Origin of the sequence: Klebsiella sp. P1954 (genome assembly GCF_018199955.1) — a bacterium.
Lineage (GTDB): Bacteria > Pseudomonadota > Gammaproteobacteria > Enterobacterales > Enterobacteriaceae > Klebsiella > Klebsiella pneumoniae.
In genome coordinates, this window is the sequence record NZ_CP073373.1 from 5378468 (window position 1) to 5403534 (window position 25067).

General features: G+C 57.1%; 26 protein-coding genes, 3 tRNA genes and 1 pseudogene. 10 read left to right on the forward strand and 20 right to left on the reverse strand.

What is annotated here, in order from left to right:
- The first annotated feature begins 56 nt into the window (after positions 1-56).
- A complete protein-coding gene (locus KB890_RS25855; protein WP_031280730.1) occupies positions 57-1088 on the forward strand; it encodes an IS630-like element ISEc33 family transposase in 1032 nt (343 codons plus the stop codon).
- Between the two features lie 30 nt (positions 1089-1118).
- Positions 1119-1886, forward strand: coding sequence for a ribokinase (locus KB890_RS25860; protein WP_050583778.1), 768 nt, complete (start codon positions 1119-1121; stop codon positions 1884-1886).
- 400 nt (positions 1887-2286) lie between these two features.
- Here the strand turns inward: KB890_RS25860 and KB890_RS25865 are convergent.
- A pseudogene (locus tag KB890_RS25865) lies at positions 2287-3223 on the reverse strand (LysR family transcriptional regulator).
- Positions 3224-3339: 116 nt separating this feature from the next.
- Here KB890_RS25865 and KB890_RS25870 point away from each other — a divergent pair.
- Both KB890_RS25870 and KB890_RS25875 read left to right on the forward strand, forming a co-directional pair.
- Positions 3340-4872: an MFS transporter gene (locus tag KB890_RS25870; RefSeq protein WP_004180187.1), complete on the forward strand. Its 1533-nt coding sequence runs from the start codon at positions 3340-3342 to the stop codon at positions 4870-4872.
- 144 nt (positions 4873-5016) lie between these two features.
- The gene (locus KB890_RS25875; RefSeq protein ID WP_004180186.1) at positions 5017-5301 is read left to right on the forward strand and encodes a hypothetical protein; all 285 of its coding nucleotides are present in this window, start codon (positions 5017-5019) and stop codon (positions 5299-5301) included.
- Between the two features lie 36 nt (positions 5302-5337).
- Here the strand turns inward: KB890_RS25875 and KB890_RS25880 are convergent, their stop codons facing one another.
- The 9 genes from KB890_RS25880 to KB890_RS25920 form a co-directional block, all read right to left on the reverse strand.
- The gene (locus tag KB890_RS25880) at positions 5338-5826 is read right to left on the reverse strand and encodes a DinB family protein (protein WP_004180185.1); all 489 of its coding nucleotides are present in this window, start codon (positions 5824-5826) and stop codon (positions 5338-5340) included.
- A gap of 117 nt (positions 5827-5943) precedes the next feature.
- Positions 5944-6471, reverse strand: a complete 528-nt coding sequence (locus KB890_RS25885; RefSeq protein WP_002907918.1) for an anti-virulence regulator CigR family protein — start codon at positions 6469-6471, stop codon at positions 5944-5946.
- Positions 6472-6836: 365 nt separating this feature from the next.
- Positions 6837-7808 (reverse strand): ABC transporter ATP-binding protein, encoded by a 972-nt coding sequence (locus KB890_RS25890; RefSeq protein ID WP_004180184.1) that lies wholly within the window; start codon positions 7806-7808, stop codon positions 6837-6839.
- Positions 7805-8785, reverse strand: coding sequence for an ABC transporter ATP-binding protein (locus tag KB890_RS25895; protein ID WP_004180183.1), 981 nt, complete (start codon positions 8783-8785; stop codon positions 7805-7807). The genes KB890_RS25890 and KB890_RS25895 overlap by 4 nt, the downstream gene beginning before the upstream one ends.
- Positions 8782-9732, reverse strand: coding sequence for an oligopeptide ABC transporter permease (gene opp4C, locus KB890_RS25900; RefSeq protein ID WP_020323887.1), 951 nt, complete (start codon positions 9730-9732; stop codon positions 8782-8784). The genes KB890_RS25895 and opp4C overlap by 4 nt, the downstream gene beginning before the upstream one ends.
- Positions 9729-10688, reverse strand: a complete 960-nt coding sequence (locus KB890_RS25905) for an ABC transporter permease (protein ID WP_004175825.1) — start codon at positions 10686-10688, stop codon at positions 9729-9731. The genes opp4C and KB890_RS25905 overlap by 4 nt, the downstream gene beginning before the upstream one ends.
- A gap of 43 nt (positions 10689-10731) precedes the next feature.
- On the reverse strand, positions 10732-12435 hold the full coding sequence (locus KB890_RS25910; protein WP_004180181.1) for an ABC transporter substrate-binding protein: 1704 nt from the start codon (positions 12433-12435) through the stop codon (positions 10732-10734).
- A gap of 344 nt (positions 12436-12779) precedes the next feature.
- Entirely contained in the window at positions 12780-13463 is a 684-nt protein-coding gene (locus KB890_RS25915) for a CatA-like O-acetyltransferase, family 1 (RefSeq protein WP_004175829.1), read from the reverse strand.
- 31 nt (positions 13464-13494) lie between these two features.
- Entirely contained in the window at positions 13495-13878 is a 384-nt protein-coding gene (locus KB890_RS25920; protein WP_004175834.1) for a glyoxalase/bleomycin resistance/extradiol dioxygenase family protein, read from the reverse strand.
- A 91-nt stretch (positions 13879-13969) separates the two neighbouring features.
- Between KB890_RS25920 and KB890_RS25925 the strand changes: the two genes are divergently transcribed.
- Positions 13970-14740: a DeoR/GlpR family DNA-binding transcription regulator gene (locus KB890_RS25925; protein WP_004180180.1), complete on the forward strand. Its 771-nt coding sequence runs from the start codon at positions 13970-13972 to the stop codon at positions 14738-14740.
- 4 nt (positions 14741-14744) lie between these two features.
- Here the strand turns inward: KB890_RS25925 and KB890_RS25930 are convergent, their stop codons facing one another.
- A complete protein-coding gene (locus tag KB890_RS25930; RefSeq protein WP_002907812.1) occupies positions 14745-15374 on the reverse strand; it encodes a LysE family translocator in 630 nt (209 codons plus the stop codon).
- 249 nt (positions 15375-15623) lie between these two features.
- Here KB890_RS25930 and KB890_RS25935 point away from each other — a divergent pair, with 249 nt between their 5' ends.
- Positions 15624-16259 (forward strand): carbonic anhydrase, encoded by a 636-nt coding sequence (locus KB890_RS25935; protein ID WP_002907811.1) that lies wholly within the window; start codon positions 15624-15626, stop codon positions 16257-16259.
- Between the two features lie 312 nt (positions 16260-16571).
- Here KB890_RS25935 and KB890_RS25940 read toward each other — a convergent pair whose 3' ends face one another.
- From KB890_RS25940 to KB890_RS25950, 3 genes are all read right to left on the reverse strand, one after another.
- Positions 16572-16781 (reverse strand): YdgH/BhsA/McbA-like domain containing protein, encoded by a 210-nt coding sequence (locus tag KB890_RS25940; RefSeq protein WP_002907807.1) that lies wholly within the window; start codon positions 16779-16781, stop codon positions 16572-16574.
- 102 nt (positions 16782-16883) lie between these two features.
- Complete coding sequence (locus KB890_RS25945) at positions 16884-17582, reverse strand: hypothetical protein (protein WP_004180179.1); 699 nt, start codon at positions 17580-17582, stop codon at positions 16884-16886.
- Between the two features lie 45 nt (positions 17583-17627).
- Positions 17628-18062, reverse strand: coding sequence for a winged helix-turn-helix domain-containing protein (locus tag KB890_RS25950; RefSeq protein ID WP_004143863.1), 435 nt, complete (start codon positions 18060-18062; stop codon positions 17628-17630).
- Positions 18063-18463: 401 nt separating this feature from the next.
- On the opposite strand from KB890_RS25950, the gene KB890_RS25955 reads away from it, so the two are divergent.
- Positions 18464-18613 carry a hypothetical protein gene (locus KB890_RS25955; RefSeq protein WP_002907802.1) on the forward strand — a complete coding sequence of 50 codons (150 nt, stop codon included), beginning with the start codon at positions 18464-18466 and terminating at the stop codon, positions 18611-18613.
- A gap of 87 nt (positions 18614-18700) precedes the next feature.
- Here KB890_RS25955 and KB890_RS25960 read toward each other — a convergent pair whose 3' ends face one another.
- Together KB890_RS25960 and KB890_RS25965 are read right to left on the reverse strand one after the other, a co-directional pair.
- Positions 18701-19537, reverse strand: a complete 837-nt coding sequence (locus KB890_RS25960; protein WP_004180178.1) for an MBL fold metallo-hydrolase — start codon at positions 19535-19537, stop codon at positions 18701-18703.
- 7 nt (positions 19538-19544) lie between these two features.
- On the reverse strand, positions 19545-20060 hold the full coding sequence (locus KB890_RS25965; RefSeq protein ID WP_004180177.1) for a DUF4286 family protein: 516 nt from the start codon (positions 20058-20060) through the stop codon (positions 19545-19547).
- Between the two features lie 156 nt (positions 20061-20216).
- Here KB890_RS25965 and KB890_RS25970 point away from each other — a divergent pair, with 156 nt between their 5' ends.
- Positions 20217-21101, forward strand: coding sequence for a LysR substrate-binding domain-containing protein (locus tag KB890_RS25970; RefSeq protein WP_004180176.1), 885 nt, complete (start codon positions 20217-20219; stop codon positions 21099-21101).
- Here the strand turns inward: KB890_RS25970 and KB890_RS25975 are convergent.
- Positions 21098-22024 carry an AraC family transcriptional regulator gene (locus KB890_RS25975; protein WP_004180175.1) on the reverse strand — a complete coding sequence of 309 codons (927 nt, stop codon included), beginning with the start codon at positions 22022-22024 and terminating at the stop codon, positions 21098-21100. The two genes, KB890_RS25970 and KB890_RS25975, sit on opposite strands and share 4 nt — an antisense overlap.
- Before the next feature lie 98 nt (positions 22025-22122).
- Here KB890_RS25975 and KB890_RS25980 point away from each other — a divergent pair, with 98 nt between their 5' ends.
- Complete coding sequence (locus KB890_RS25980) at positions 22123-22875, forward strand: SDR family oxidoreductase (RefSeq protein WP_004180174.1); 753 nt, start codon at positions 22123-22125, stop codon at positions 22873-22875.
- 900 nt (positions 22876-23775) lie between these two features.
- A complete protein-coding gene (locus tag KB890_RS25985; protein ID WP_223290813.1) occupies positions 23776-24165 on the forward strand; it encodes a hypothetical protein in 390 nt (129 codons plus the stop codon).
- Between the two features lie 409 nt (positions 24166-24574).
- On the opposite strand, the gene KB890_RS25990 is transcribed toward KB890_RS25985, so the two are convergent.
- The 3 genes from KB890_RS25990 to KB890_RS26000 all read right to left on the reverse strand — a co-directional run bounded on the left by KB890_RS25990 (position 24575) and on the right by KB890_RS26000 (position 24813).
- Positions 24575-24651 (reverse strand) — tRNA-Val (locus KB890_RS25990).
- 4 nt (positions 24652-24655) lie between these two features.
- Positions 24656-24732, reverse strand: a tRNA-Val gene (locus KB890_RS25995).
- Between the two features lie 4 nt (positions 24733-24736).
- Positions 24737-24813: transfer RNA gene (locus KB890_RS26000), tRNA-Val, on the reverse strand.
- Positions 24814-25067 lie beyond the last annotated feature (254 nt).

Genomic DNA, 25067 nt, shown 5'->3' on the forward strand with positions numbered 1-25067 from the left:
GATTGTGCGATCTGATCAATCGCCAAACCAACCAAAACCACCAACCGGACTGAGCGATGCCGATCATAGCACCAATACCCCGTGGCGAACGACGCCTGATGCAGAAAGCTATTCATAAAACGCGCGATAAAAATCATGCCCGCAGACTCACGGCCATGCTGATGCTTCATCGGGGTGAACGGGTCAGCGATGTTGCCAGAACTCTCTGTTGTGCCCGTTCATCCGTTGGTCGCTGGATTAACTGGTTTACGCACTCAGGTATTGAAGGCCTGAAATCCTTACCCGCAGGGCGCTCCCGACGCTGGCCTTTTGAACATATCTGCACCCTGTTACGTGAGCTGATAAAGCATTCTCCCGGCGATTTTGGTTATCAACGTTCACGCTGGAGCACCGAATTACTGGCAATAAAAATCAACGAGATAACCGGTTGCCAGTTACATGCAGCAACCGTTCGCCGCTGGTTGCCATCTGCGGGGCTTGTATGGCGCAGGGCCGCGCCAACTCTGCGTATCCGTGACCCACATAAAGATGAAAAGATGGCGGTAATCCACAAAGCGCTGGATGAATGCAGCGCAGAGCATCCGGTATTTTATGAAGATGAAGTGGATATCCACCTTAATCCTAAAATCGGTGCGGACTGGCAGTTGCGCGGACAGCAGAAACGGGTAGTGACTCCGGGGCAGAACGAAAAATACTATCTGGCCGGCGCACTGCACAGTGGCACGGGTAAAGTTAGCTACGTGGGCGGCAACAGCAAAAGTTCAGCGCTGTTTATCGCTCTGCTGAAGCACCTGAAAGCCACTTACCGGCGGGCGAAAACAATCACGCTGATCGTTGATAACTACATTATCCATAAAAGCCGCGAAACACAGCGCTGGTTGAAAGCAAATCCCAAGTTCAGGGTAATTTACCAGCCGGTTTACTCGCCGTGGGTGAATCATGTGGAACGGCTATGGCAGGCACTTCATGACACGATAACCCGTAATCATCAGTGCCGCTCAATGTGGCAGTTACTGAAAAAGGTCCGCCATTTTATGGAAACCGCCAGCCCATTCCCCGGAGGAAAACATGGTCAGGTAAAAGTGTAGCGGTATTAGGCGCAGCTATTTAGACTTGGACTGAACGTCAGCATGGTTGGGTGTGTCGGAAATGACATTTATGGTAGCGAGCTGATCAACTCTTTACGTGAGAATAATGTATCGGTAGAGAATGTAAACAAGCGGGGTACCACCACAGGTATCGGTATCGTCCAGATCCTTGAATCAGGTGACTACTGCAGCACCATTATCAAAGGCGCTAATTACCTTATCAGTGAAGATGACATCACTGAGTCACTCTTCGAAGGACAGCCACTGGTTATTCTTCAGTCAGAAATTCCGGCCCCCGTTGTTGAGTATATTATCGGCGTTGCCAGCACCCACCATTGCCGCATTATCCTTAATAACGCCCCGGCACGGGATGTCTCCGCCCACGCCCTGAGTCTGGTGGACTACCTGGTTGTTAATGAGACAGAAGCCGCCTTCATGAGCGGTGCCGATGTATCTTCGATTGATGACGCTCATTCTTGTGCAACCGGACTGCATAAACGAGTGAAGGGACAGGTAATCATTACCCTCGGTGAAAAAGGGGCGGTATTGTCCCAGGAACATGGCACTCGACATTTCCCGGCTGTATTCTGTCCGGATGTTGTTGATACCACCGGTGCCGGCGATTCATTTATTGGAGGTATTGCCTACTGCATTGTTAATGGTTTTTCGCTGACGGACGCGATCCCCTTTGCTGCTGAAATTAGCTCTTGTTCAATACAGAAATATGGCGGGCAAAACTCTTTTCCCATGCTACCGGACGTTTCTCATGCCCTTAAAAACTCCAGCTTGTTAGATTAAGTAAAATCTATTCACCGTTATCAATGAAGGGCAATGAAATTGCTCGCCTGATAAAGATTTTTCGAATCAAGAAGCCATGACCACAGAGATATTTTATCCTTGTGGTCTTTTTCATATTAGCGCTCCCTCAGATTGCCTACTCAAAGCGGACACTTTATTTGTAGGAGAGCAGAGTTACCTCTGGCAAGCTTGCTGTATGTATTGCGGGCATCTGTTTAAACTGGACGATGTCCGCTCATCGCTCCCAGCGGACCTTCAACTCAGGTAACCGTTCACCCAGATGAGCTGGTGTGAAAGGTGAAGCGGAGGGCCATGTGCTGCAAATCAAGATTCAGCGGTGCAGACTTTTCTGACCTTAAGGGACGGGGGCGGCACACTCTGCTTCAGTGGGGGTAGCTAATCACCACAAATTGTTAGACACAAGGGGCAGGGGTCGCCGATGCGGGTGACAAAGGTATCTCTGCCGCAGCTATAAAATCGATAAAACAGCGTATTCTTGGTGACAGGTAGCGGCTGGCGGGCCACAGGACGGAGAAATACCCATCCTTGATGCAACACCCGGGCAACACCTCCTGCAGTTGTCCCTCATCCATTGCCTCGCGCACGACAAAATCAGGCACATAAGCGATGCCCATCCCCGCCGCGCTTAAGCGAATGGCGGCCTCAATGTTATTGACCGTCATCACGGCAGCGGACCTGAAATCTCCCGTCAGTCGCATACCGCGCAGTTCCCAGGGCTGGATCAGCCCCGTCGCGGGGAAGCGGAAAAAAATGCACTTGTGCGCCGCCAATTCCGCTGGCGAGTCGGGGGCGCCGTATTCCGCCAGATAGGCCGGACTGGCGCAGAGCACAAAACGAAAGCCTCCCAGCTTTCTGGCGATCAAGCGGGAGTCCGCTAATTCACCGCTGCGGATAGCGACATCAACTCCCTCATCGATCAGATTGACCAGCCGGTCGCTAAAGTCGAGATCCAGTTCAACCTGCGGATAAAGACGGCTAAAGGCGGTGAGGGCGGGGAGCAACAGGCGGTAGCCAATGACGGGCAGTGAAATCCTCAGTTTGCCGGTGGGCTGTGAGAGACTGCTGGTCAGCTCTGACTCGGCCTCCTGGATCTGCTCCAGGATACTCTGACAGCGGGTCAGAAATGCGGCCCCCTCCGCCGTCAGGCTGACGTTTCTGGTGCTGCGGTTGAACAGCCGGACCCCCAGTTTATGCTCAAGCCGGGCGACATTCTTACCCACCGCCGAGGCAGATATGCCCAGCAGCCTGGCGGCCTGAACAAAGCTTAGCGTTTCGGCGGTGCGGACAAAGGACGTCAGCGAGGTGAGGCTGTCCATTGATTATAAACCTTATGTCTCTTAAGAAGATATTTTCAGTCTATTTATCGGCATTAACATCCGCAATAGGATGGCGACAGTTTATTCATTCCTTGCCGACTGATGAGGGCCGCCCGATGTTACTCACCGCCAGAACACCTTCCCGATACGCCAGCGCCCTGGCCGCGCTTTCTGTCTTTATGGCGGCCTTGCTGCTGCCGTTAAGTTTTACCGGCGGCGTCATGACCACCCCCGCGATACAGCAGTCGCTGGGCGGCTCTCCCGCTGCGCTGTCGTGGCTGACCAATGGCTTTATGCTGACATTCGGCAGCTTTTTGCTGGCCGCAGGGTTGGCGGCGGATGCCATCGACAGAAAACGTATTTTTATCGCCGGCGCCGCGCTGTTTTGCCTGAGCAGTCTGCTGTTTTGTCTGACGCACAATCTCTTCCTGTCAGGCGTGTTGAGGGCGCTGCAGGGCCTGGCCGCGGCGATGATTTTAGCCAGCGGCAGTGCGGCGCTGGCCCAGCTGTATGATGGCGCCCAGCGGACGCGGGCATTCAGCATCCTGGGCACGGTGTTCGGCATTGGCCTGGCGTTCGGTCCGCTGCTGATCGGCTTCATGATCGACGCGGTGGGTTGGCGCGGCGTATACGCCCTGTTTGCGCTGCTCTCGGCAGGGGTTCTGCTTATAGGCCTGGTATCTCTGCCTGCGACAGAAAAAAGCGAGCCGCGGACACCCGACAACCTGGGCTTAACCCTGTTTACGCTGGCCCTGATGCTGTTTACTGCATCGCTTATGGTCATTCCGGCCCGCGGTTTTTTATCCCTGACCACGCTGGCCTTGCTCATCGCGTCGGGGGGGCTGTTCGTGGCGTTTGTCGTACGCTGCCGGAGGGTGAACAACCCGGTGCTGGAACTCTCCCTGCTGCGTCATCCGCGTTTTGTCGGCGTACTGTTGTTGCCTGTCGCCACCTGCTGTTGCTACGTGGTCCTGCTGATTATTGTTCCACTGCATTTTATGGGCGGAGAGGGGATGAGTGAGTCGCAGAGCGCACTGTATCTGATGGCGCTGACCGCGCCGATGCTGGTTTTCCCATCCGTTGCGGCCCTGCTCACCCGCTGGTTTTCACCGGGGCAGGTGTCCACGGCGGGACTGATGATGGCCTCCGTCGGGTTGTTGTTGCTGGGCGATGCTTTTCACAGTAACCACCTCCCGCAACTGGTGCTGGCGCTGATCCTCTGTGGGGCGGGGGCGGCGCTTCCCTGGGGACTGATGGATGGCCTGGCGATATCCGCTGTGCCGGTCGCCAAAGCCGGTATGGCGGCAGGCCTGTTCAACACCGTACGCGTTGCCGGCGAGGGGATCGCCCTGGCGGTCGTCTCCGCGGTATTAACGGCAAGCAATACCCTGACCCTGCAGAGTCGCGTTCACGGGTATGCCCCCGAGGTGATTCACCGCGCCGCAGGCTGGCTGGGGGCCGGCAATATGCCGCAGGCGGCTGCGCTTTTGCCTGATTTTTCCCTCCGGGTGCTGCGCGAGAGCTATGACTCTGCTTATACGCTACTGTTTAGCGGGCTGGCGGTCGTCACCCTGCTGTGCGCCCTGATGATCTGGCTGACGCTATGCCGGAAGGGGGGCGCTATCCAAACCCGCGACAGTGGATCCTGAACCCCCTTGATAGCGCGGTGGCGTCACGCTTCCCGGGCTGCTCAGCGAACCGGGATTGTCATTGTTTCGCTGACGGAACTATGCTGATTAGGGCGGCCATATGCGCCGCTCCGGCAGCGGAAACTGTGACTCACAGGCGGCGGTATGGCGAGTGATACGGACCGGATTTATATCGAGATCCTGGAAACGGTGCTGATGGCCACCCTGGATCCTGATTTGTGGAAATCGGCGCTGCAGAAACTGGCGTTTCTCACCGGCAGCGCCTTGATGGAGTTGTTTAACGTCAAGCCCGCCGAAAACGCAGTGGCGGAGCTGCTGGTGCGGGGTATGACGCCTTACATCTGGGCGTATCTATCGCCACGATCGGAACCCACCTTAGCGCCCTGTACCAGAAAACCCATACTCGACATCAGGCAGAGCTCCTGCTGATTCTCCGCGTAATCGACGGCGAATGGTTTCGCTCGGTCAGGAATGATGGTCGCGCAGGAAAACGGTCAGCACCTCTTTCGGCGGCACGCCGCCGCATTCGCCAATCATCCAGCCCACCGCGCCGCGGTGATAGGCGCCGTGAAAGAGCATGTGGTTCAGCATCTCCATCGCGGTCATATTGCCGTCGCCGCCGTCGACAAATTTGAAGGCGATACGTTCGTGGAAATCGGCGGGGGTCATGGCGCTGACGTACTGAATGTATTTGTCCGTACAGCCGGTCATGGCCGTTTCCAGCTCATCAACGGTTGGCGTCTCAGGGGTATTCAGCGCGGTGTAGCCGTGCGGCCTGCCGCGCAGGTTCGCCCGGAAAATCATATCAACGACATGGATATGGTTCATCAGCCTGATGGTCAGGTGACGCTTTTCGCCATGTACCGTTCCGTCAATCGCGCGGATCGCCTGTAAGGTGGCAAAGTCAATCCAGCGCTTGTATTTCAACAGCGTTACTACTGTGTCTTTGTCCATAGTCGGTCCCGGGTTGGTTGAACCGTTATCATACTGGTTATGCCGGTGAACCGTCACTCACCGGCATCAGGCACAAAAAAGCCTCGCCGAGGCGAGGCTTTTCAATAAGCAGGTGATTTAGTCAAACACACCGTTAATCACGGCGGTGACGATCGCGGTGCTCAGGGCCACCAGCACCAGATCATCGCCGACCGCCCGCCATTCATAGCCCGGATAATAGGGCAGGTCGTTAATCATAGAAGCTGGCAGGGTCTTTTTGGCGATCCCCGGAGGGAGCGGTTTGCCGCGGGCGACATTTTTGGCGATACCCGGCGGCAGCGCCTGATAGCCGACCAGACCGTAGTTCACGGCAAGGGAGCGCGCCCGTGAGAAGCTAATATCGCTGTCGACGTGGTCGGGCTTGCCGTAGTTTTTCCGTTTGCCGTGATCTTCAGTGGACTGGCCTTTATTTTGCCCTTTATTGCCATGGTCGCCACTGTTACCGTTGTTACCATGATTGCCGCTATTGCCATGGTTACCACTGTTCCCGTGATTACCACCGCCGTTGCCATTGCCATTACCCGGGTTGGCATATGCTGGCGCGGCCATGACGGCAAGAGAAATAACCGCCGCCAGTGCTGTTTTGAGAGTGCGACGCTTAAGCATGATGTTGATACCTTAAGAGGGAGTACACGCTTAAAAAATAAGATAAAGCTATACCCCAGGCAATCTCATGTTGTCTTATTTTTTTGCCCTTATTTAATTAGCGGCGGGAAAAGGGTAGCGGGACGCGGACGAGCAATTCCATTGCTGCGTTTTGACAGACGGGCGACCGCGCCCCGCTAAATATCTCGCCGGGAGGATCGCTCCCGGTCGTGGAGAAAAAATGCCCGAAGCCATTGGGCAAAAGAGTACAAAGATGTTCCGCTTCATTTATCGCGCGTCTCACAAGACGGGGCGGATAGTAAATCCTGGCGCTGCCGCGCACAATCGGTCGGTTGTTTAGAAATAAATAACCCCATTGACCGCGCTCAGGATGCGACCCAATGACAGGCGACCCGATGGCCCGGGGCCACCTCGCGCAGCGCCGGAGGCTCTCTGCGGCAACGTTCGCTGGCCAGCGGGCAGCGGGATGAAAAGCGGCAGCCGGCGGGGGGATTGGCCGGATCCGGGATCTCGCCTTGCACCAGCGCCTGCGGTTCGCTGTGCGGGTCGAGGGTCGGCACCGCAGCCAGCAGGGCGCGGGTGTAGGGATGGAGGGGGCGGTTGAACAGCGCATCGCGGCTGGCGCTTTCCACCAGTTGCCCGAGATACATCACCGCCACATCGTCACATAAATGCTCCACCACCCCGAGGTCGTGGGAGATAAATAGAAACGTGACCCCGCGGTTGTCGCGCAGGTCGGAAAACAAATTGATGATCTGCGCCTGAATCGACACATCAAGGGCCGAGATGGGTTCATCGGCGACGATAAAATCCGGGTTGAGGATCAGCGCCCGGGCAATACCGATCCGCTGACGCTGGCCGCCGGAGAACTGATGCGGGAAGCGGGCATAGTGTTCCGGCGCCAGGCCGCAGATCTTCATCACGTCGATCACCCGGTCATATAGCTCATTGCGGGCGCACAGTTTGTGCTCCAGCATGGCTTCGCCAATCGCGTCGCCAATACGCAGCCGCGGGTTCAGCGAGCTATAGGGGTCCTGAAACACCAGCTGCATCCTGGGCCGGATAGCGCGCAGGGCAGGCGCGGTCAGGTCGGCCAGCTCCTGACCGTGAAATTTCACGCTGCCGGCGCTCTTCTCGTACAGGCCAAGCAGGGTTCGGCCGACGGTGGTTTTGCCGCTGCCGGACTCACCCACAAGGCCAAAAATAGTGCCCGGACGGATGTTAAAGCTGACGCCGTCCACCGCGCGAAGCTCGCCGGTCTGCTGGCCAAAGAGGCCGTCGCGCAGCGGAAAATACTTCTTCAATCCATCCACTTCAATAACATAGCGATCGCTCATGCTGTCGCCTCCGCAAATTCGCTATAAAAGCAGGCGGCCCGCTGGCGCTCGCCGAGCAGCGGCGGAATCGCCTCCCGGCAGCGCGGCGTCGCCCGTTCGCAGCGCCCGGCAAAGGCGCAGCCCTCCGGCAGGGCGGCCAGATCCGGCACCTGGCCGGGAATTGAGTACAGCCGCCGACGCCGCTCACCGGGCACCGGTCGGGAGGCGATCAGCCCCCGCGTGTAGGGATGCTGAGGATGCCGTAGCACTTCCGCGGTGGCGCCTTGTTCCACAATTCGTCCGGCATACATCACCACCACCTGCTCGGCCATCTGCGCGATCACCCCCAGGTCGTGGGTAATCAGCATCATCGCCATCTGGCTGGCCCGGGCCCGATCCCGCAGCAGGCGTAGGATCTGCGCCTGCACGGTCACGTCGAGCGCGGTGGTGGGTTCGTCGGCGATCAGCAGTTTGGGCCGACAGCTCAGCGCCATGGCGATCATCACACGCTGCAGCATGCCGCCGGAAAGCTGGTGAGGATAGCGGGTCATCAGGCTGTCCCCGCGCGCCAGGCCGACCTCGCTTAACAGCTGGATGGCCTGATGCCAGGCGGCTTTCGGCGTGGCGCCGAGGTGGCGGATCGGCGGTTCGCACAGCTGCTCCCCGATGGTCAACACCGGGTTGAGGGCCGACATCGGTTCCTGAAAAATCATTGCCAGCTGGTGACCGCGCAGATCGGCCATCTGTCTGGCTTTCAGCCGCAGCAGATCGCGGTCCGCGAAGCGGATCTCGCCGCCGTCGATGCGCGCCGTCTGCGGCGGCAGGAGGCCCATCAGCGCCATGGCGGTGACGCTTTTGCCGCAGCCGGATTCACCCACCACGCCAACGGTTTGCCCGGCCTGAATGGTGAAAGAGACCTCCTGCACCGCGCGCACGCGAGAGCGTTCGCCGGCGAAAGAGACGGAGAGATGATTAAAGGAGACTAACGGCGTGGTCATTTCAGCCTCGGTTTCATATTGGGATCCATGGCGTCGCGCAGGCCATCGCCCAGCACGTTGATGGCGATCACGGTGATAAAGATGGCGATGCCCGGCGGCATCCACAGCCAGGGGCGGCGCTGGAAATCGATCAGGCTGTTAGCGGCATCCATCATATTGCCCCACGACGGCGTCGGCGGCACCACGCCGAGGCCGAGATAGCTCAGCGCGGATTCACTGAGAATGGCGTTGGCGACGGCCATGGTCGCCATCACCACCAGAATCGGAATGGTATTCGGCAGCAGGTGGCCAAACAGCCGGCGACGCGCCGACAGGCCCAGCACCTGGGTGGCCAGCATAAAATCGCGTTCGCGCAGGGAGAGACATTGCCCGCGCACCAGCCGCGCCAGTCGGGGCCACTCCAGCAGGCTGAGCATCACCACCACCATATAAATGCGCGAGTCCGGCGAAAAATCGAGCTCGGAAAGCATCGCCCCGGCGACGATCAATAGCGGTAACCCAGGGATAGTCATCACCAGGTCGGCCACGCGCATGATCAGTTTGTCGGTTAACCCGCCGACGTAACCCGAGAGGGCGCCGAGCAGGTAGCCGAGGCACACCGACATCACCATGGTCAGCAGGCCGATAACCAGCGAGATGCGCCCGGCCAGCAGCAGGCGGGTGTAGACATCGCGACCGAGGAAATCGGTCCCCAGCCAGTGTTCCGCCCCGGGCGGCTGGTTGATGCTCAGGGCGTCGGTGGCATCATCTCTCCACGGCGACCAGACGGGCCCCAGCACGCACCACACCGCCATCACCGCCAGCAGGAGCAGGCAGAACATGGCCAGCCGGTTACGGCGCAGCTGTCGCCACCCCTGGCGCCAGGGAGAGGGAGTAATGTGCGCCAGCGCCGGGATAGCCGCCTGCCGCTGGCGGCGACGGGAAGCTAAGTAAGACTGGATCATCATGACCTCACCCGAATACGCGGATCGGCCCAGGCGTACAGCACGTCGGCGAGCAGATTCCCGACGATCGTCAGCACCGCCAGAAACAGGGTAAACCCCATCAGTACCGGATAGTCGCGGGCGGCCAGCGAGTCGATATGAATGTGGCCCGCCCCCGGCCAGTTGAATACCTTTTCGGTAATGATCGCCCCGGAGAACAGCCCCGGCAGCTCGAAGCCCAGCAGGGTGATAATCGGCAGCAGGGCGTTGCGCAGGGCATGTTTGAGGATCACCGTGCGCTCCTGCAACCCCTTGGCACGGGCGGTACGGATAAAATCCATTTTCACCACGTCGAGCATACTGGCGCGCACATAGCGCGTCAGGCTGCCCGCCTGCAGCATCACCAGCGCCAGCACCGGCAGCGCCAGGTGGGCAGCCACCTGCAGCACATACTGCCAGCCGCTCTCGTCGCTGCCGGTATTGGTCATCCCGCCTACCGGCAGCCAGTGGAGATCGACGGCGAACCATTTAATCAGCAGCAGGCAGAGGAAAAAGGTGGGGAACGACATGGCGGCAAACACCGCGACGCTCACCAGATGATCAAACCAGGAGCCGGGTCGCAGGGCAGAAACCACGCCGACCGCCAGGCCGATGCCCCAGTAAAAGACCAGCGCGACGCTGGCCAGCAGAAAAGAGTTCCAGATGTACTGGTTGAGCAACTGGCTGACCGGGATCTGATACTGCAGCGAAAAGCCTAAATCACCGCGCAGCAACTGTCCCAGCCAGTGGAGGTAGCGGGTCAATAGCGGCTGGTCGAGGCCGTAGATCGCCTTCAGCTCCGCGGCGCGGGCGGCGGTCAGGGTGATATTGCCATCGATAAAGTCGCCGGGGGTTTTGGCAAACAGCAAAAAAATAATGAAGGAGGCCAGCAGCAGCATCGGCAGCGTTTGCAGCAGGCGCCTCAGGATGAAATTTCTCATGACGGTCTCACATCAGCCGCCGGTTAACCCGGCGGCCAGGGATTTATTTGACGATTTTTACATCCGGCAGGCTGCCGGTCAGGCCGTTGTAGATATCCGGCTTAAAGCCGCTGACGCGGGCGCTGCTGGCGGAAAGGATCTCGCGATAGCCGAGCAGGATAACCGGCGGATCGTCGGCCAGCACTTTATACAGCTGGTGGTAGATCGGCTTGCGCTGTTCAATGTCGAGCACCGCGTTGCCGGCGTTAATCAGCTTATCGACTTCCGCGTTATGGTAGCCGGACTCTTTAGCTTCGCTGCTGTAGAAATCCCATACCCCGTCGTGCGGGTCGTTGAGGGTGCTGGTGCTGAACGAGGCCAAATCGTAATTTCCGGCTTTGCGCTGCGCCATCAGGGCGTTGAAATCCACCACCTGCGGCTTAAGCAGCACGCCGATCTGCCGCCAGTTCTCCTTGGCGATGGGGATCAGCGCATCGTTGAGTACCTTCTTGCTCACCAGCAGGGTCAGCTCCAGGCGCTGGCCGTCTTTGGCGCGGATACCGTCGGCGCCAGCTTTCCAGCCGGCCTCATCCAGCAGCTTTTTCGCCTGGGCCGGATCGTAAGGGTAAGGGTTGACGCCTTCAGCGTTAAAGGCCCAGGAGATCGGCGCGATCGGTTCGATGGCGACTTTGCCGTATCCCTGATAGACAACGTCAATCAGCTTCTGCCTATCCAGGCCGTAAATCAGCGCCTGGCGCACCCGCTTATCCTGTAGCGCCGGGCGATGCACGTTGAATTCCACCTGGCTGTAGTCGCTGGAGCCGTAAAGATTAATATTGGCGAAGCCGAGCATCTTCAATTGCTCAATATCGTCGGGGCGCGAGGTAAAGGCGTCGTAGTCGGTCTCCCCGGTCTGGAACAGCTGGAAGTTGGTGGACGGATTGGTCACGCGATAGATAAAGCGCGGCGTTGGCGGCGTCCCACGGTAAAAATGGCTATTGGCATGGAAGCGAATTTCCTGACCGGGAATGTATTTGTCGTACACGTAAGGGCCGTTGCCCAGCGGCTTGCCGTGCAGTGAGCGCAGATAGTCGAGATTTCCCCGCTGATACCCTTTGCCGTACCAGGCTTTCGACAGTACAGGCCCGCCAATTTTGGCCAGCGTGGTGGCGCCTGGCTGCGTGGTGGTCACCTGCAGGGTGAGCGGGTCGATGACCTTCAGGCCGCTGACGCTGTCAGCTTTGCCGGCTTTGTAGTCCGTCCCGCCGGCGATATTGGCCAGGGTGATGTCGGTATCGCCATCATAGCTGGGGTCGAGCAGGACCGTCAGGGTAAAGGCGACATCTTCCGCCGTCAGCGGTGAGCCGTCGCTAAAGGTGAGACCAGGGCGCAATTTGATGGTATAGACTTTGTTATCCGGGCTGACCGTCCAGCTCTCCGCCAGTCCCGGGACCAGCTTACCCTGACTGTCCCAGTCGATCAGGCGTGAAAAAATGACGTTAGTCACGTTCTCATCCCAGCCGTTGACGAAAAAGTAGGGGTTAAAGATCCCCTGCGGCTCGGAGATCCCGGCCACCACCGTGTCTTTCCGCAGTTTGGCGCTGGCCGGGATCTGGCTGGCGTCAGTGGCCGGGGTGATACCTTCTTTCAGGAGACCCTCAGCAAAGACAGCAGAAGAAAATGCTACCACGCCGCCGAGCAGGGCCACTTTTAGCGCCAGGGCGAAGCGGGTTTGTCTGGTTTTTAATCCTTGTTGTAATCTGGACAAAAGTGCTACCTCATCAAATGATTGCGTGGTTATTTACAATTCATGACGAAAGATAAGAGGCGCACTTCGCCCTGTCTAACACTGAAACGCTATGATTTATAACTAATTATCCTTAGCAAAGGATCGGCAATATAATCCCATTTTATGGCTATGAAGCAGTGGTTTCCGCTGTCTGATGATGGTTGGTCAGCATGCTGTCTGCGACCCAGCTTTTCAATCGCGAGGTTCTGAACAGGCGTCACACCTGCGCGATATTCGCCGGCTGAAAGGGAACGATGATAGTGGCCCCGTACCGACCGCCGTGCAGGGAGTAAGGCCACCTGGCGGTCAGTTCCGGGCAGACGTTAGCGCTCCTTCGCCGCTGGGGGAAGCAGGGAGGGTGCGGTTTCGGTTAGCGGCAACCAGAGCCGCTCGGGGTCATTAAATCCCTCTTCGACAAGGGCATAAAAGCGGCTGGCGTGGAGACCATCGACGAAGGCATGGTTAAACCGCCCGGCCACCGGGATAACGCCATTCTGCAATTTTCCCCAGGTGAGCGCGGGGACCGCCGCGCCGACGGCATATTCCGCATGGGTCATCGAGGTGAAGTGGAGCCATGGCAGACAGCTGGCGCAGATAAAATGCTCGCCATCGACGATGAGCGGCGCCGGGGATGTCTCTCTTGCCGCGACAATCTTCGGCGTGGCCGCGGCGCTGAAGGCGGTGAACTCGGGGGCATTGTCGCACCACACCTGACGGAATCCCTCTCCGACGGTCATCACCGGCGTCATTACTGCCAGACTGTCATATTCAATCACCTCATCGTTCCGCACGCGCTGGCGTAGCTGCGGTACCCCGTTGGCCGCGCGCAGCAGGGCATAGAGCGCGAGCTGAAAAAACGAGACCCGACGGTCCTTCGCACATTCGTACAGGCGCTGCGCCGCTATCGGCACGCAGAGATTAAAGCTGGGGTTGGCGAATTGGCGGTAAAAAGTGAAATGGTCCCGGCGGGGCCAGGATGCGGTGTCGATAATCCGGTAATGTGCCATGGATGCCTCCTGAATACTGGCGTTCTGCTGACTATGCGACGATTTCGATCAGGTTGCCATCGGGATCGGCGATCACCGCCTCATAATAGCCGTCGCCGGTGGTGCGCGGCGGCGAAATCAGTATTCCGGCGGCCCCGGCGCGTTGGGCGATGGCATCGACCTGTTCCGCCCCGCCCACCGAGAGGGCCAGATGCGCCCAGCCGGTATGGTTATTATCCGCGCTGGCCTGCTGCAGGCCAGGCTTGGTCATCAGCTCGATCACCACCTCGTCGTCGATAGTAACAAAATAGGAGGCAAAGCCGGGGTTGGTCTGGCTAAGGTATTTTTCATTGATGCTGGCGGCAAAGAAGTCCACCCAGAAGCGGGCCTGGACGTCGAGCTGTTGGGTCCACAGGGCGAAATGGGCAATTTTCATGGTAAACCTCCGGGCAGGAACGTTGACAACCAGAGCAGGGCAGACGATCATGCTTGCTACTGCTCGGTTTTGATCATTTAAGGATTGTGTTATGCTCGATTATGCTGCTTTCCCTCAACAGCGACAAGCGCTGATTTGCCAGATCCTGCAGGAAAACGGCAGAGTGGTGTGCGCGGAGCTGGCGGCGCGTCTTCAGGTGTCGGAGCATACCATCCGCCGCGATCTGCATGAGCTCAGCCGCGAGGGATTCTGTAAAAAGGTGTATGGCGGGGCGGTGCTGAGTCTGCCGGAAGCGGGGGATTACAGTCAGCGGAAAGATAAAAACCGCGCGATAAAGCTCAGGATCGCGCAACAGTGTGCCCGGCTGGTGAAGCCCGGCGGCACTATTTTCATTGATACCGGGACCACCAATCTGGCGATGGCCGAGGCGCTGCCCACCGAGCTGGCGCTGACGGTGGTAACGAACTCGCCGGAGATCGCCGCGGTACTGGTGAAAAAACCGCTGTATGACGTGGTGATCCTTGGCGGCCAGGTACAGCGCGCGAGCGGCGGTTGCGTCGGCGCCGCGGCGGTGGCTCAGGTGCAGGGCATGTTATTCGACCAAGGGTTTATCGGCGGCTGCGCGATGGCGCCAGAGTCGGGCCTGACCGGCTTTGACTATGCCGACTGCGAGTTCAAGAAAGCGGTCATTAAACAGTGCAGCGAAATTATTGTTGGTCTGACTTCGGATAAAATTCCGGCAGCAGCGCGGTTTGTGGTGGCCGCCAGCAGCGATATCGATGTGCTGGTGGTGGAAGAGAATATCAGTCGCGAATATCGCGTTGCCTTTCAGCAGCACGATATTCGCATCTATACCGTGTAACCCGCTAGCGGGTGAGGGAGGTGGCGATAAGCCGCAGGCCCAGCGCCCCCAGCACCGTCGCGGTGGCGATGTCGATCCGCCGCTTCAGCCGCAGGTAGACGCGCCGCGGGCGGTCGGCAGACAGCACCAGCGCCACCAGCGAATACCAGCTGACGTCGATCAGAAAGCTCATCAGCGGCACGATGTAATAGAAGGCGGTGGGGATCTGCGCCGGCAGCAGGGCGGTAAAAATTGAGGCGAACACCAGCGCCGTTTTGGGATTGCTGAGCTGAGTATATAGCCCGTCGCGAAAGGTCTTCAGCAAAGAGCGGTTGCCGGCCATCCCGCTGGCGGAAAAGTCCATCGGCTGCGCCGACCCGCGAAAAATTTTATAGCCCAGCCACAGCAGATAGAGCCCGCCCGCCACCTTCAAACCAATAAACAGCTCCGGCACCGCGGTGAGCACCTTCTGCAGGCCCAGCATCGCCATAATGGAGAAAATGGCCGCACCGGCGCCGGTACCGAGGGCGGTAACCATACCGTGCAGACGCGAGCGAGCGACGGCATTGCGCGCGACAAAGATAAAGCTTGGGCCGGGACTGATCACGCCCATGATCAGCACCGCGGCAATGGCCATCAGGCTGGATAGGAACATAGCGACTCCTGTTATGTCCGCCGCAGGCAGGCGGTCGGTAACGTGTGGACGGTTGGAGCAGACAGAGTAGCAAACTGGTTCAGGAAAGCACGTTAAAAAGGTGTGTATTAGACGGGGAGAAGCAGGCGTTGGCGGCGCGCGTTTTCTGCGCAACTGTTTGAATAACGATTCCCATTCTTGTCATCGATGGTAAACTGAATAACTGTGATCTTTGTCATACCGTAATAACTACAGAGAAGAGACACTGCTATGCAACATATCATTGAGGGCTTCCTCAACTTCCAGAAAGAGATCTTCCCCCAGCGTAAAGAACTCTTCCGCAGCCTGGCCTCCAGCCAGAATCCCAAAGCGCTTTTCATCTCCTGTTCTGACAGCCGTCTGGTGCCGGAACTGGTTACCCAGCAGGAGCCGGGACAGCTCTTTGTCATTCGTAATGCCGGGAATATCGTGCCGTCTTTCGGGCCGGAGCCGGGCGGCGTTTCCGCGACCATCGAATATGCCGTGGTTGCGCTGGGCGTGACGGATATCGTGATCTGCGGCCATTCCAACTGTGGCGCGATGAAAGCGATCGCCACCTGTCAGTGCCTTGAGCCGATGCCTGCGGTGTCTCACTGGCTACGCTATGCCGATGCCGCGAAAGCGGTGGTGGAAAAGAAAACCTGGGCTAGCGAAACCGATAAGGTCAACGGCATGGTGCAGGAAAACGTTATCGCCCAACTGAATAACATCAAGACCCATCCTTCGGTGGCGGTTGGTCTGCGCGACCATACCCTGCGCCTGCATGGCTGGTTCTACGACATCGAAACCGGCGATATTCAGGCGCTGGATAAAAACACGAAATCCTTTGTTTCGCTGTCGGAAAATCCGGACGTCTTTTTCGAATAAAGTCTTTCCAGGGCACGGAGGCCCTGCAAACCCTCACCACGCCACGCAAATTTTGCCAAAATGGGCGCCGCTTTGCAGACAGCGGAAGGCCTCCGACTGATTCGCGGCGACAGACCTCTCCGCTTTACGCCGACAAGCCGCAGATAATCCAGCCAATCGGGTATTTATTGCTATCAGGCTCTTTTTGTGCTGAGAGTCAGTATTGTCCGGGATCCGGCGAATGCCGCATGGACCTGCCGGGAAATGTCAGGAAGGGGGAAAAACTAAAGCGCCGTCCAGGCGGCGCTTTAGGAAACGTTTAGGGGCAAGGGTTTATTTGCTCAGTTCAGCCGTCATATGAACACGGTTGTTAAACTGGGCGCTGGTAATTTTATAGGATGCACCCTGTTCTGCGGCCTGGGCGGCAATTTTAGCTTCCGCGCGGTCCAGCGTGGAGGCAGTGGCGCTGACGCTCTGAGCAAAGCTGGCAGCAGAGAACAGAGACAGCGCAGCAACAGCAACGAAAGTTTTGATGAATTTCATGGTCGTATTCCTTAATTTGGTGTCTGATAAAGGGCCTGTTGCCCTGATGTGATAAAGAATACGCTTGATTGCTGGAGCCTAAAATCAAAACAATTTGCGAAACTATTTCAAATAATATGAATGATTTTCCGCCGGCCGCGAGGCTGCGCGCGGCGGCAGGGTTGCATTAGCTGCTGTGGTCAGGCATCGGAGGTCGGCAGACAGGCGACTAAAAGAGAGCCTGTCGGTCATGAAATGATGAAAATGGCTATGACTGACCAGGCGGAAATTCACTTTAATCCTTTCCAGGCCGTTATAGACCCGCTTGCGATTAATCCCCAGCGTAGCGGCCATTTGATGAACCGACTGACCCTTCATGGTGGCATCAATCATCCGCATCTCCAGGCGGTTGAGCGGGGCTCGTTGACGGAAAGAAACGCTCTGACGTTGGTGACGCGGCACGAGTGGCCAGCGGCGCTCGGCCAGGCAGCGCAGAAGGCGGCTCACTTCACGTACCGCTTCGCGCTGGCTGACCCACAGTAGGGTATCCGCGAAAAAGGGGCGTCCGCGCCTTACGTTGCCGGCTGACGTAAAGCCGATGACCAGGCCCTGAAAGTGCTGAGCGATTTCAGCGGCAGCCAGGTAATCATGATAGTTTTCCAGTGACAAAATAATCACATCCAGCCCGGACAGTTCTGGAAGATGGCTGAGGGGCAGGGAGTGAATAACCTTTAATTCGGGCGCTGTTTTCTGAATATCCCGAAAACACTGGGCGATACCGATATTAAAATAAATATTATTGCTGTGAATTAAAATATTCAACGAATAAACCCTGTTGCTGGCGATGTAAACGGCGCGGGGAGGGGATTAGCTGCGTACCAGAAGCTTATTCATATCAGCAGGCGAAGTGTTTATATAATTCATCATCCCCGGCGGTTTGTATGAATAAATTTCGGCTACGTAAACGTTATTAATATAATACCCCGCACACTTAACGCGGATGATTAACGCGCTCTCCACGCCAGCCTGGTGTAAGCGAGACTTTAAGCTCTGAATAACCTGCCATAGGCGCTGCGCGGAAGGGCGGAGATTATTTTTTTCCCAAACGTTAATCATTAACTCTTCATCGCTGACCAGACGTTCTCTGCCGTGCGCCAGCAGGTACTCCAGTAAACAGGCCATGGTGCTGCGTAGCTGGACTTGCGTCCGTGTCCCGCGCAGCGTGATAATTTCCCGATGATGCAGGCAGTAGAAAATATTATCCGCTAACTTATAGCCAAGTAGTTTATAGCCTTTAGTCATCCACAACTCCCTGACAAATCCTCTTCTTGCCGGTGCAGAGTACCTGCCCGCTGCTGACTGACCAAGTGAATTTTATCAGTTAGAATAATCAAAACAAATAACCACACAGCCATACATAACTAGAATAAAAATCTGATAATATCGCTTGATTCTGTTGTATTATGCGGTATAGGAAAAGTCTTAATCAGGCGACTGGCGAAGGTAAGCGCTTGAAAATATAGGTAGCATCGAAAAATAAATGCACTTAAATTGATTTGGATCAATTTAAGCTATTTCAGAGGGCGATGACCATTTACATTCTAAAACAAAGATTGAAATAACTTCCGTTACGCGGTGATACGCTAATTCTGAACTTGTGGAACTACCCAGGGAATGGTTCATTTTTTTTTAGGAGCGTTTTTATGGTCATTGCAACTCGTAAGCCTCTGTGCAACAAACGCTGGTCGGCCAGCCCGGCCTCCCAGGATCTTCAGTTGACTCAGCTACGTCACCCGTGGGTCGCCACCAAAGCTAGCTGCAAAAGTAAAAAAGGCTGGAAGAGCCGCGGTTAACGGCTCGTCCACTTTCCCGGACAAAACGCCCCGGTCGTGCTCATGCCGCGACCGGGGTTTTACTGTGGTCATTGTTCTGCTCAACGATCACACCGAGCGCAGACAATAGCCTGAGGCGGTGTTCTCCACTCTGGCGAATCCCGGCAGGCCAAGATGCATACCGGCAATCAACCACCGTTCGCTGGCGGCCTGGCGCAGCAGGATCTCCCTGGTACGCCGGGCCTGTTCAGGATCGACGTCGAAGGCGACCGAGGCTTCTGGCCGCGCAGACTGAATGGACGGGAAATGGACGATATCCCCCCAGATCAGCAGCGAGGTATCGCCCGCTTCGAGACGATACCCGGTATGCCCGGGCGTATGGCCGGGCAGAGGGCACGGGCGGATCCCGGCGATCACCTCCTCATCATCAACCCCGCTGATTTGCGCCGCGCAGTTCGCCAGTACACGGCGAACAAGCAGCACGTTGCGCCGGCCGCGATCGCTGGCGTTGTCGAACGTGGATGTTGCCAGCCAGTAAGCGCTTTCCCGCGTAGGCAGGAACACCGTGGCGTTGGGATACGCTGGCGTACCAGCGGCGGACAGCAGGCCGCCGATATGGTCCGGATGGGCGTGGGTCAGAAGGATGGCGTCGATCTCCTCAGGACCAACGCCGAGCCGCGCCAGATTGGCGATAAGTTCGCCGCCAACGCCATTGGCTCCGCCGGTGCCGGTATCCACCAGCACCGTGTTCCCGCGACCGCGGATCAGATAGGCGCCAATCGCAATGGTCTCCGGCGAGGCTAATCCTGAATGCCGCTGCAGATGTTCCGCCTCCTCCCGCGAGATACCCGAGAGTAAGGACAGCGGCGCTGACATCAGACCATCACTCACGGCAGTCACCGTCAGGTCGCCAGCGGTCAACGTATAAAAGGGAGCAGGTGACATGGCGACCTCACGCGCGCTGCGCCGGGTTGCGTAACCGGGCGGTGATGGGCTGATAGATAAAGACGGCGGCAGTCGTGGCCAGGTGATGCAGGTTGTCTCGTGGGAGGATGGCGGCATACCGGGTTTGTTCGGTCGCCAGGCCGCCTGGCTGCAGGAGTATCGGCGCAGCGACGGGCAAGTCCTCCGCGGTATCGCCCAGCAGCAGCACTTCATCCGGGGCAACCTCCCGCAGCGTATTATTCGTTAGATAGAGGTGGCGATGCCAGTCGGCGATCGCCGATTGCCAGCGGGCAAAATGGCCGCCGCCGTTGCGGCGGTAGGCGTCGCTGTCGATGACGGTAGCATCGTGGATATCGTGCAGCGCCAGGTAGCAGGGGCAGCCCTCGCTGAGAGCGCGGAAGCGCTGGGAGGCGTAGAAACCGGGCACAGAGACCAGCGCCGGTAGTTTTTCCTGATTGTAAAAGGTATTCCACGCCGCTTCGCTTTGGGGATCGGTGTAGGCGCATTCGACGACATAGAGCATAGTGACCTCGATGAACAGATGATGTGGCGCACAAGGCGCTTTAGTGAGTTTTCATCATCCTATCGGCTAAAAATGGCGCTGAAAAACGATGTTAATTCAAGGTTCAGTGATATTCTGTCACTGACTTTCGGTGAGCCTGCACAAGGAGCATTGGCTATGCGTCGTAAAATCCCCAGCAGCGCTGCGCTACTGGCTTTTGAGGCCGCGGCTCGTCACGGCAACTTTGCCCGCGCGGCGGCGGAGCTCGCGTTAACGGAAGGGGCCATCAGCCGGCAGATTGCCCGTCTGGAAGCGCTCCTCGACAGTAAACTCTTCGACAGGACGGGGAGCCGGGTGCGGCTCAATCCGGCAGGCGCCCGCTATGCTCGTCAGGTCCGCGAGATCCTCGCTCGCCTGGAACGGGACACCCATGACGTCAGCGGGATGCCCGTCGATGGCCGCAGTCTGGAGATCGCCGTGCTCCCCACCTTCGCCAGCCGCTGGTTAATTCCCCGGCTCGGGCGCTTTGCGGCGCAGCATCCGCATATCGTGGTCAATATCGCCGCCCGCAGCGATCCCTTCATTCTGCCGGGAAGCGGATTTGATGCCGCTATCCATTTTGAACACCCGGCGTGGACCGGAATGGAGGTGACGTTTTTATTTGCGGAGTATTTGCTGCCGGTCTGCCATGCTGCGCTGCTGACGGATGACGATCTTCCGGGGCTGCTTAACCGGCTAACGCGCATTCACCGGCGGCAAAACCCGGACGCCTGGCTGCACTATGCCCGTGAGTGCGGTCTGGCGCTGGATAACCCCGCCCAGGGGCCGCGCTACGATCTGCATGAGATGGCGATCGCCGCGGTACTAAGTCAGCAGGGAGTGGCCCTGGTGCCGAAGATGTATGTGGAAAGCGAGCTGCGCGCCGGAACGCTGGCCGCCCCGTGGCCGGGCTCCCCGACGCTGGCTAAGCGCTTCTGCTTGATCAAACCCGGCGGCGGGGAGGGGGAGCCAGCGCTGCAGATGTTTGAGCGCTGGCTGCAGACGGAGATTGCGGCAGGTTAAGTCAGAGCTGGTCGGGAGACATTTAGCGCCGCCCGCTGGCGGGCATATTTGCCCGGCGATATCCCGGTATAACGGGTAAAAGCTACGCTGAACGCGCTGGCCGAGCCATAGCCGATGCGCTCGGCGATATCCGCAATGCTGATGCCCGTCTCGCTCAGCCACTGCATGGCCAGGGTCATTCGCCAGCCTAACAGATAGCCCATCGGGGTCATCCCGGTCAGGTCGGTAAAGCGTTCAAATAACGTCGAGCGAGACAGCGCGCAGTCGGCGGCCAGGGCGTTGACCGTCCAGCGTCTGGCGGGGGCCTGATGCAGCAGACGGATTGCCTGGGCGACCCGCGGGTCGCTCAGCCCGCGCATCAGACCGGGGGTCGCGAGCGTGCCGGAGGAACGAATGGCCTCGATAAAAAGCAGCTCAACCATTCGCGCCAGAACGAAAGATTTGCCCGCGCGATCCGCCTGCGCTTCCTCTTTCAGCAGCCCGACAAAGGTGGCCAGCCGCGGTTGATTGCGGACCACCACAAAGGCTGGCAACAGCGAGGCCAGCAGGCTGGCGTTCGTTGAACCGGAAGCGCAGTGGCCAATCAGCGCCTGCATCTGCGCAGGCTTGTCGAGGGCGCCCAGCCGAAAGTGTCCCTCCGCCAGTTGCACCGGGATGGTTTCCAGCGCCGGTGAAGGAGGCGGGGTCAGGCTGGTTAGCGAGAAGCGGTACGCCGCCGGGATCAGAATAAAATCCCCGGCGCGCAGGATCTGCGGCTCATGCTGGTCAATTTCCAGCCGACAGCCGCCTTCCAGCACGACGCCATAAAATGACAACCCCTGATCCGAGCGCCGGACTCGCCAGTCTCCCGCCCCCTCGATGGTTTTGGTCAGCACCGCTCTGAGATTTAACATCGCGATGACCTCCGCCAGCGGATCGCTCATTTCCGGACTCCTGCTAAAGAATGATGGATTATTGACCCTATATCGTCCGGCACGGCCTGTCTATGATGAAAAGGAAGAAGCCATTCGGAGACAGAGATATGCAAACGATAATGATCACCGGCTGTTCATCGGGTTTTGGCCTGGAGACGGCGCGTTATTTTCTCGAGCAAGGCTGGAAGGTTATTGCCACGATGCGCGCTCCGCAGGAAGGTGTGTTACCCGCCAGCGACCGCCTGCGGCTGGTACGCCTTGACGTCACTTCGGCGCAGAGTATCGCAGAGGCCATTGCCGAAGCCGGAGAGATTGATGTGCTGGTTAACAATGCCGGGGTGGGGATGCTTAATGCCCTCGAGGGCGCCCCGCGCGAGGCGATAGCCAACCTGTTTGCCACCAATACCCTGGGAACGATTGCCATGACCCAGGCGGTGATCCCCCGGTTCAGAGCGCGCCGAAGCGGGACCATCGTTAATATTACCTCGGCGGTCACCCTGCAACCGATGCCCCTGCTGGCTGTCTACACCGCGAGTAAGGCGGCGGTGAATGCCTTCACGGAGTCGCTGGCGCTGGAGCTCCGTGCTTTTAATATTCGCGTTGGGCTGATCCTCCCGGGACGCGCCCCGCAGACCCGGTTCGGGGAAAACGCCCGCCGGACGGTGGGGCAGCTCCCGGAGAGCTATGCGGCGCTCGGCCAGCAGATCTTCGACAGCATGCAGGATAACGCCAGCGTGACGCAGGCGACCGATGTCGCTCAGGCCGTCTGGCGAATGGTGCACGATCCTGATGCCCCTTCGCGGCTGCCGGCAGGGGAAGATGCCCTGGCGATGGCGCAGGCCAGTCATCGCCTTGTCTGAAGGCAATATGCGGGACTTGTCTGTCAGACGGTAGGTGCGCAAGCTGCCGCTGCGCTTTATGGTCGGGGAATATTATCCCTGTCAGGATCGCCTGGATAATATGAGCTGTTATACGATATAACGGTCGGGGGGGATTTACTGATATAAATCAGGACAGCAATGTATTTCATGGTGCGTTTTCGTAGCTTATTCTGGATGTGTGCGATCCGTCCGCTATATTATTAGATGATCAATAGCTCAGGTCATTTATATGTAAATTCTCAATGTAATTCGGGCGTTAATCTTAAAAAGTTAGTCTGGCCCGGTCGGGGCTGGACTTTCTTTATTTTACTGTGGCATGGTTTCCTCCCTGTTGTACCGCGCGCTCGCTTTTTTACACCAGGGAATAGTTATCAGTATGGAATATTGTTGTTACGAAGCCACTGCTTCGGCCCTGCGTCCAGACAGCTTCCTTCTCTCGCATGACAAAATATTATCAGTTTATTTGTTTTATTCTGCTTATCGTCTTTTTCAGCATTACGCAGTCACTCGCGATCTGAACCGAGATTCCGCTGAATTCAAACTGAATATACTCCGGCAGTACGCGGATACGAACGGGATTTTCTTGTGCATGTATTGCTGAGCGACTGCTATTCCGGGCGTTAAATAAAAGATCACCGTTCTGCCTTACCCAGTGCGCTTTGGGTTCCTGTAGGGAGACAGCGACGGGCGGTAGCGTTCGCGAAAGCAGGCGGGTGCGATAGCGCGGCCAGTGGGTGGGATGGCGAAGGGTAACGAATGGAGGACGTAATGATGAATCTTAACGCCAGAAAAGATGGAATGAAGCGATGAGGAACAGGCTGATAAACGATGTAACCAGTTTGGTAAAGCAACCGCCGGGGCAGTCACGCTACCGGATGGTTGTTCACCGGGGGGGCGCAATATCGACAGCCTGCTGAATCAGCAACTGTTAACCCATATGGCGGCAGGACCGAAGCCGCAGCACCTGACGCGGAGCGGGATGAGGAAGAGGGGAACGCCTCAAGAGGAGTGTCCGCTTTTTTTGCAGGAGGTCTTGCCGGATTATTATTATCCGTTGGAGCTGAAACATCCAGAGCAATATACACGTCCCAATATCTGAAGCGCAGAAATCCGGTACTGCATGATAAACTACAAAATCTGGGAGATCTGGATCTTCTGTATTTTCATGTTGAGGATATTGTAAAACCTTTCGAAACAGCGTGTATGGCCAGTGATAAGAATCCAGCAGAATTTAACAAAATATGTGAATATTTCTTTGGTGGATTATGAATATAAAACGAACATTACTCATCCTGTTTTCCCGTGTTATCAGAGGGGCTGGGATGGGATTAGGTGCTTCAGGTATCGCGCTGGCTGGTTGGTTCTTTTTTTCTCAGTAAATGAATATAAATTTCTCTGGGGTTTACTTTCAGTTGTGGAATTCCTGGTGGGGGATCTGATATATCGATTTGCATATGCATATATTTATGATGAATGGAATGATTATCATTAAGAAATTAAACGGCGTGGTCTGTTGATCGATTTTTGATGCTCATTAAAAGGGTTGGCTTCCTTAGCACTCATGTGGACTAGTATGGACTATGCAAGGAAAACGCTTTGCCAATACACAACATTTTAAGTCAGCAATACCAACGGGGAGCAGGTGATAAAATTCAGGAATTACAGAAGGAAAAATGATTGGTGCGTCTGAATGGACTCGAACCATCGACCCCCACCATGTCAAGGTGGTGCTCTAACCAACTGAGCTACAGACGCATTATGGTGCGTTTAATTGGACTCGAACCAACGACCCCCACCATGTCAAGGTGGTGCTCTAACCAACTGAGCTATAAACGCATTATGGTGCGTTCGATTGGACTCGAACCAACGACCCCCACCATGTCAAGGTGGTGCTCTAACCAACTGAGCTACGAACGCAATGTTGTGGTGACAACGGGGACGCATATTAGCGGCAGGGAGGGGATGTGGCAAGAGGTAAACGTCACTTTTCTTGCACATTGCATGCGATTGCGGAACTTTTACTCATTCCGGATATATTTTACTGAACCACAAGGATATTTCTTCGCCAGCGAGCATCACGGCTCTTATTTTTCAGGCAGTCCAAACCTGCGCGGAAGGGTTGGCGATGTGTTAAATTATCGGCCACCAGAAGAGAAGGAGTCATAACGAAG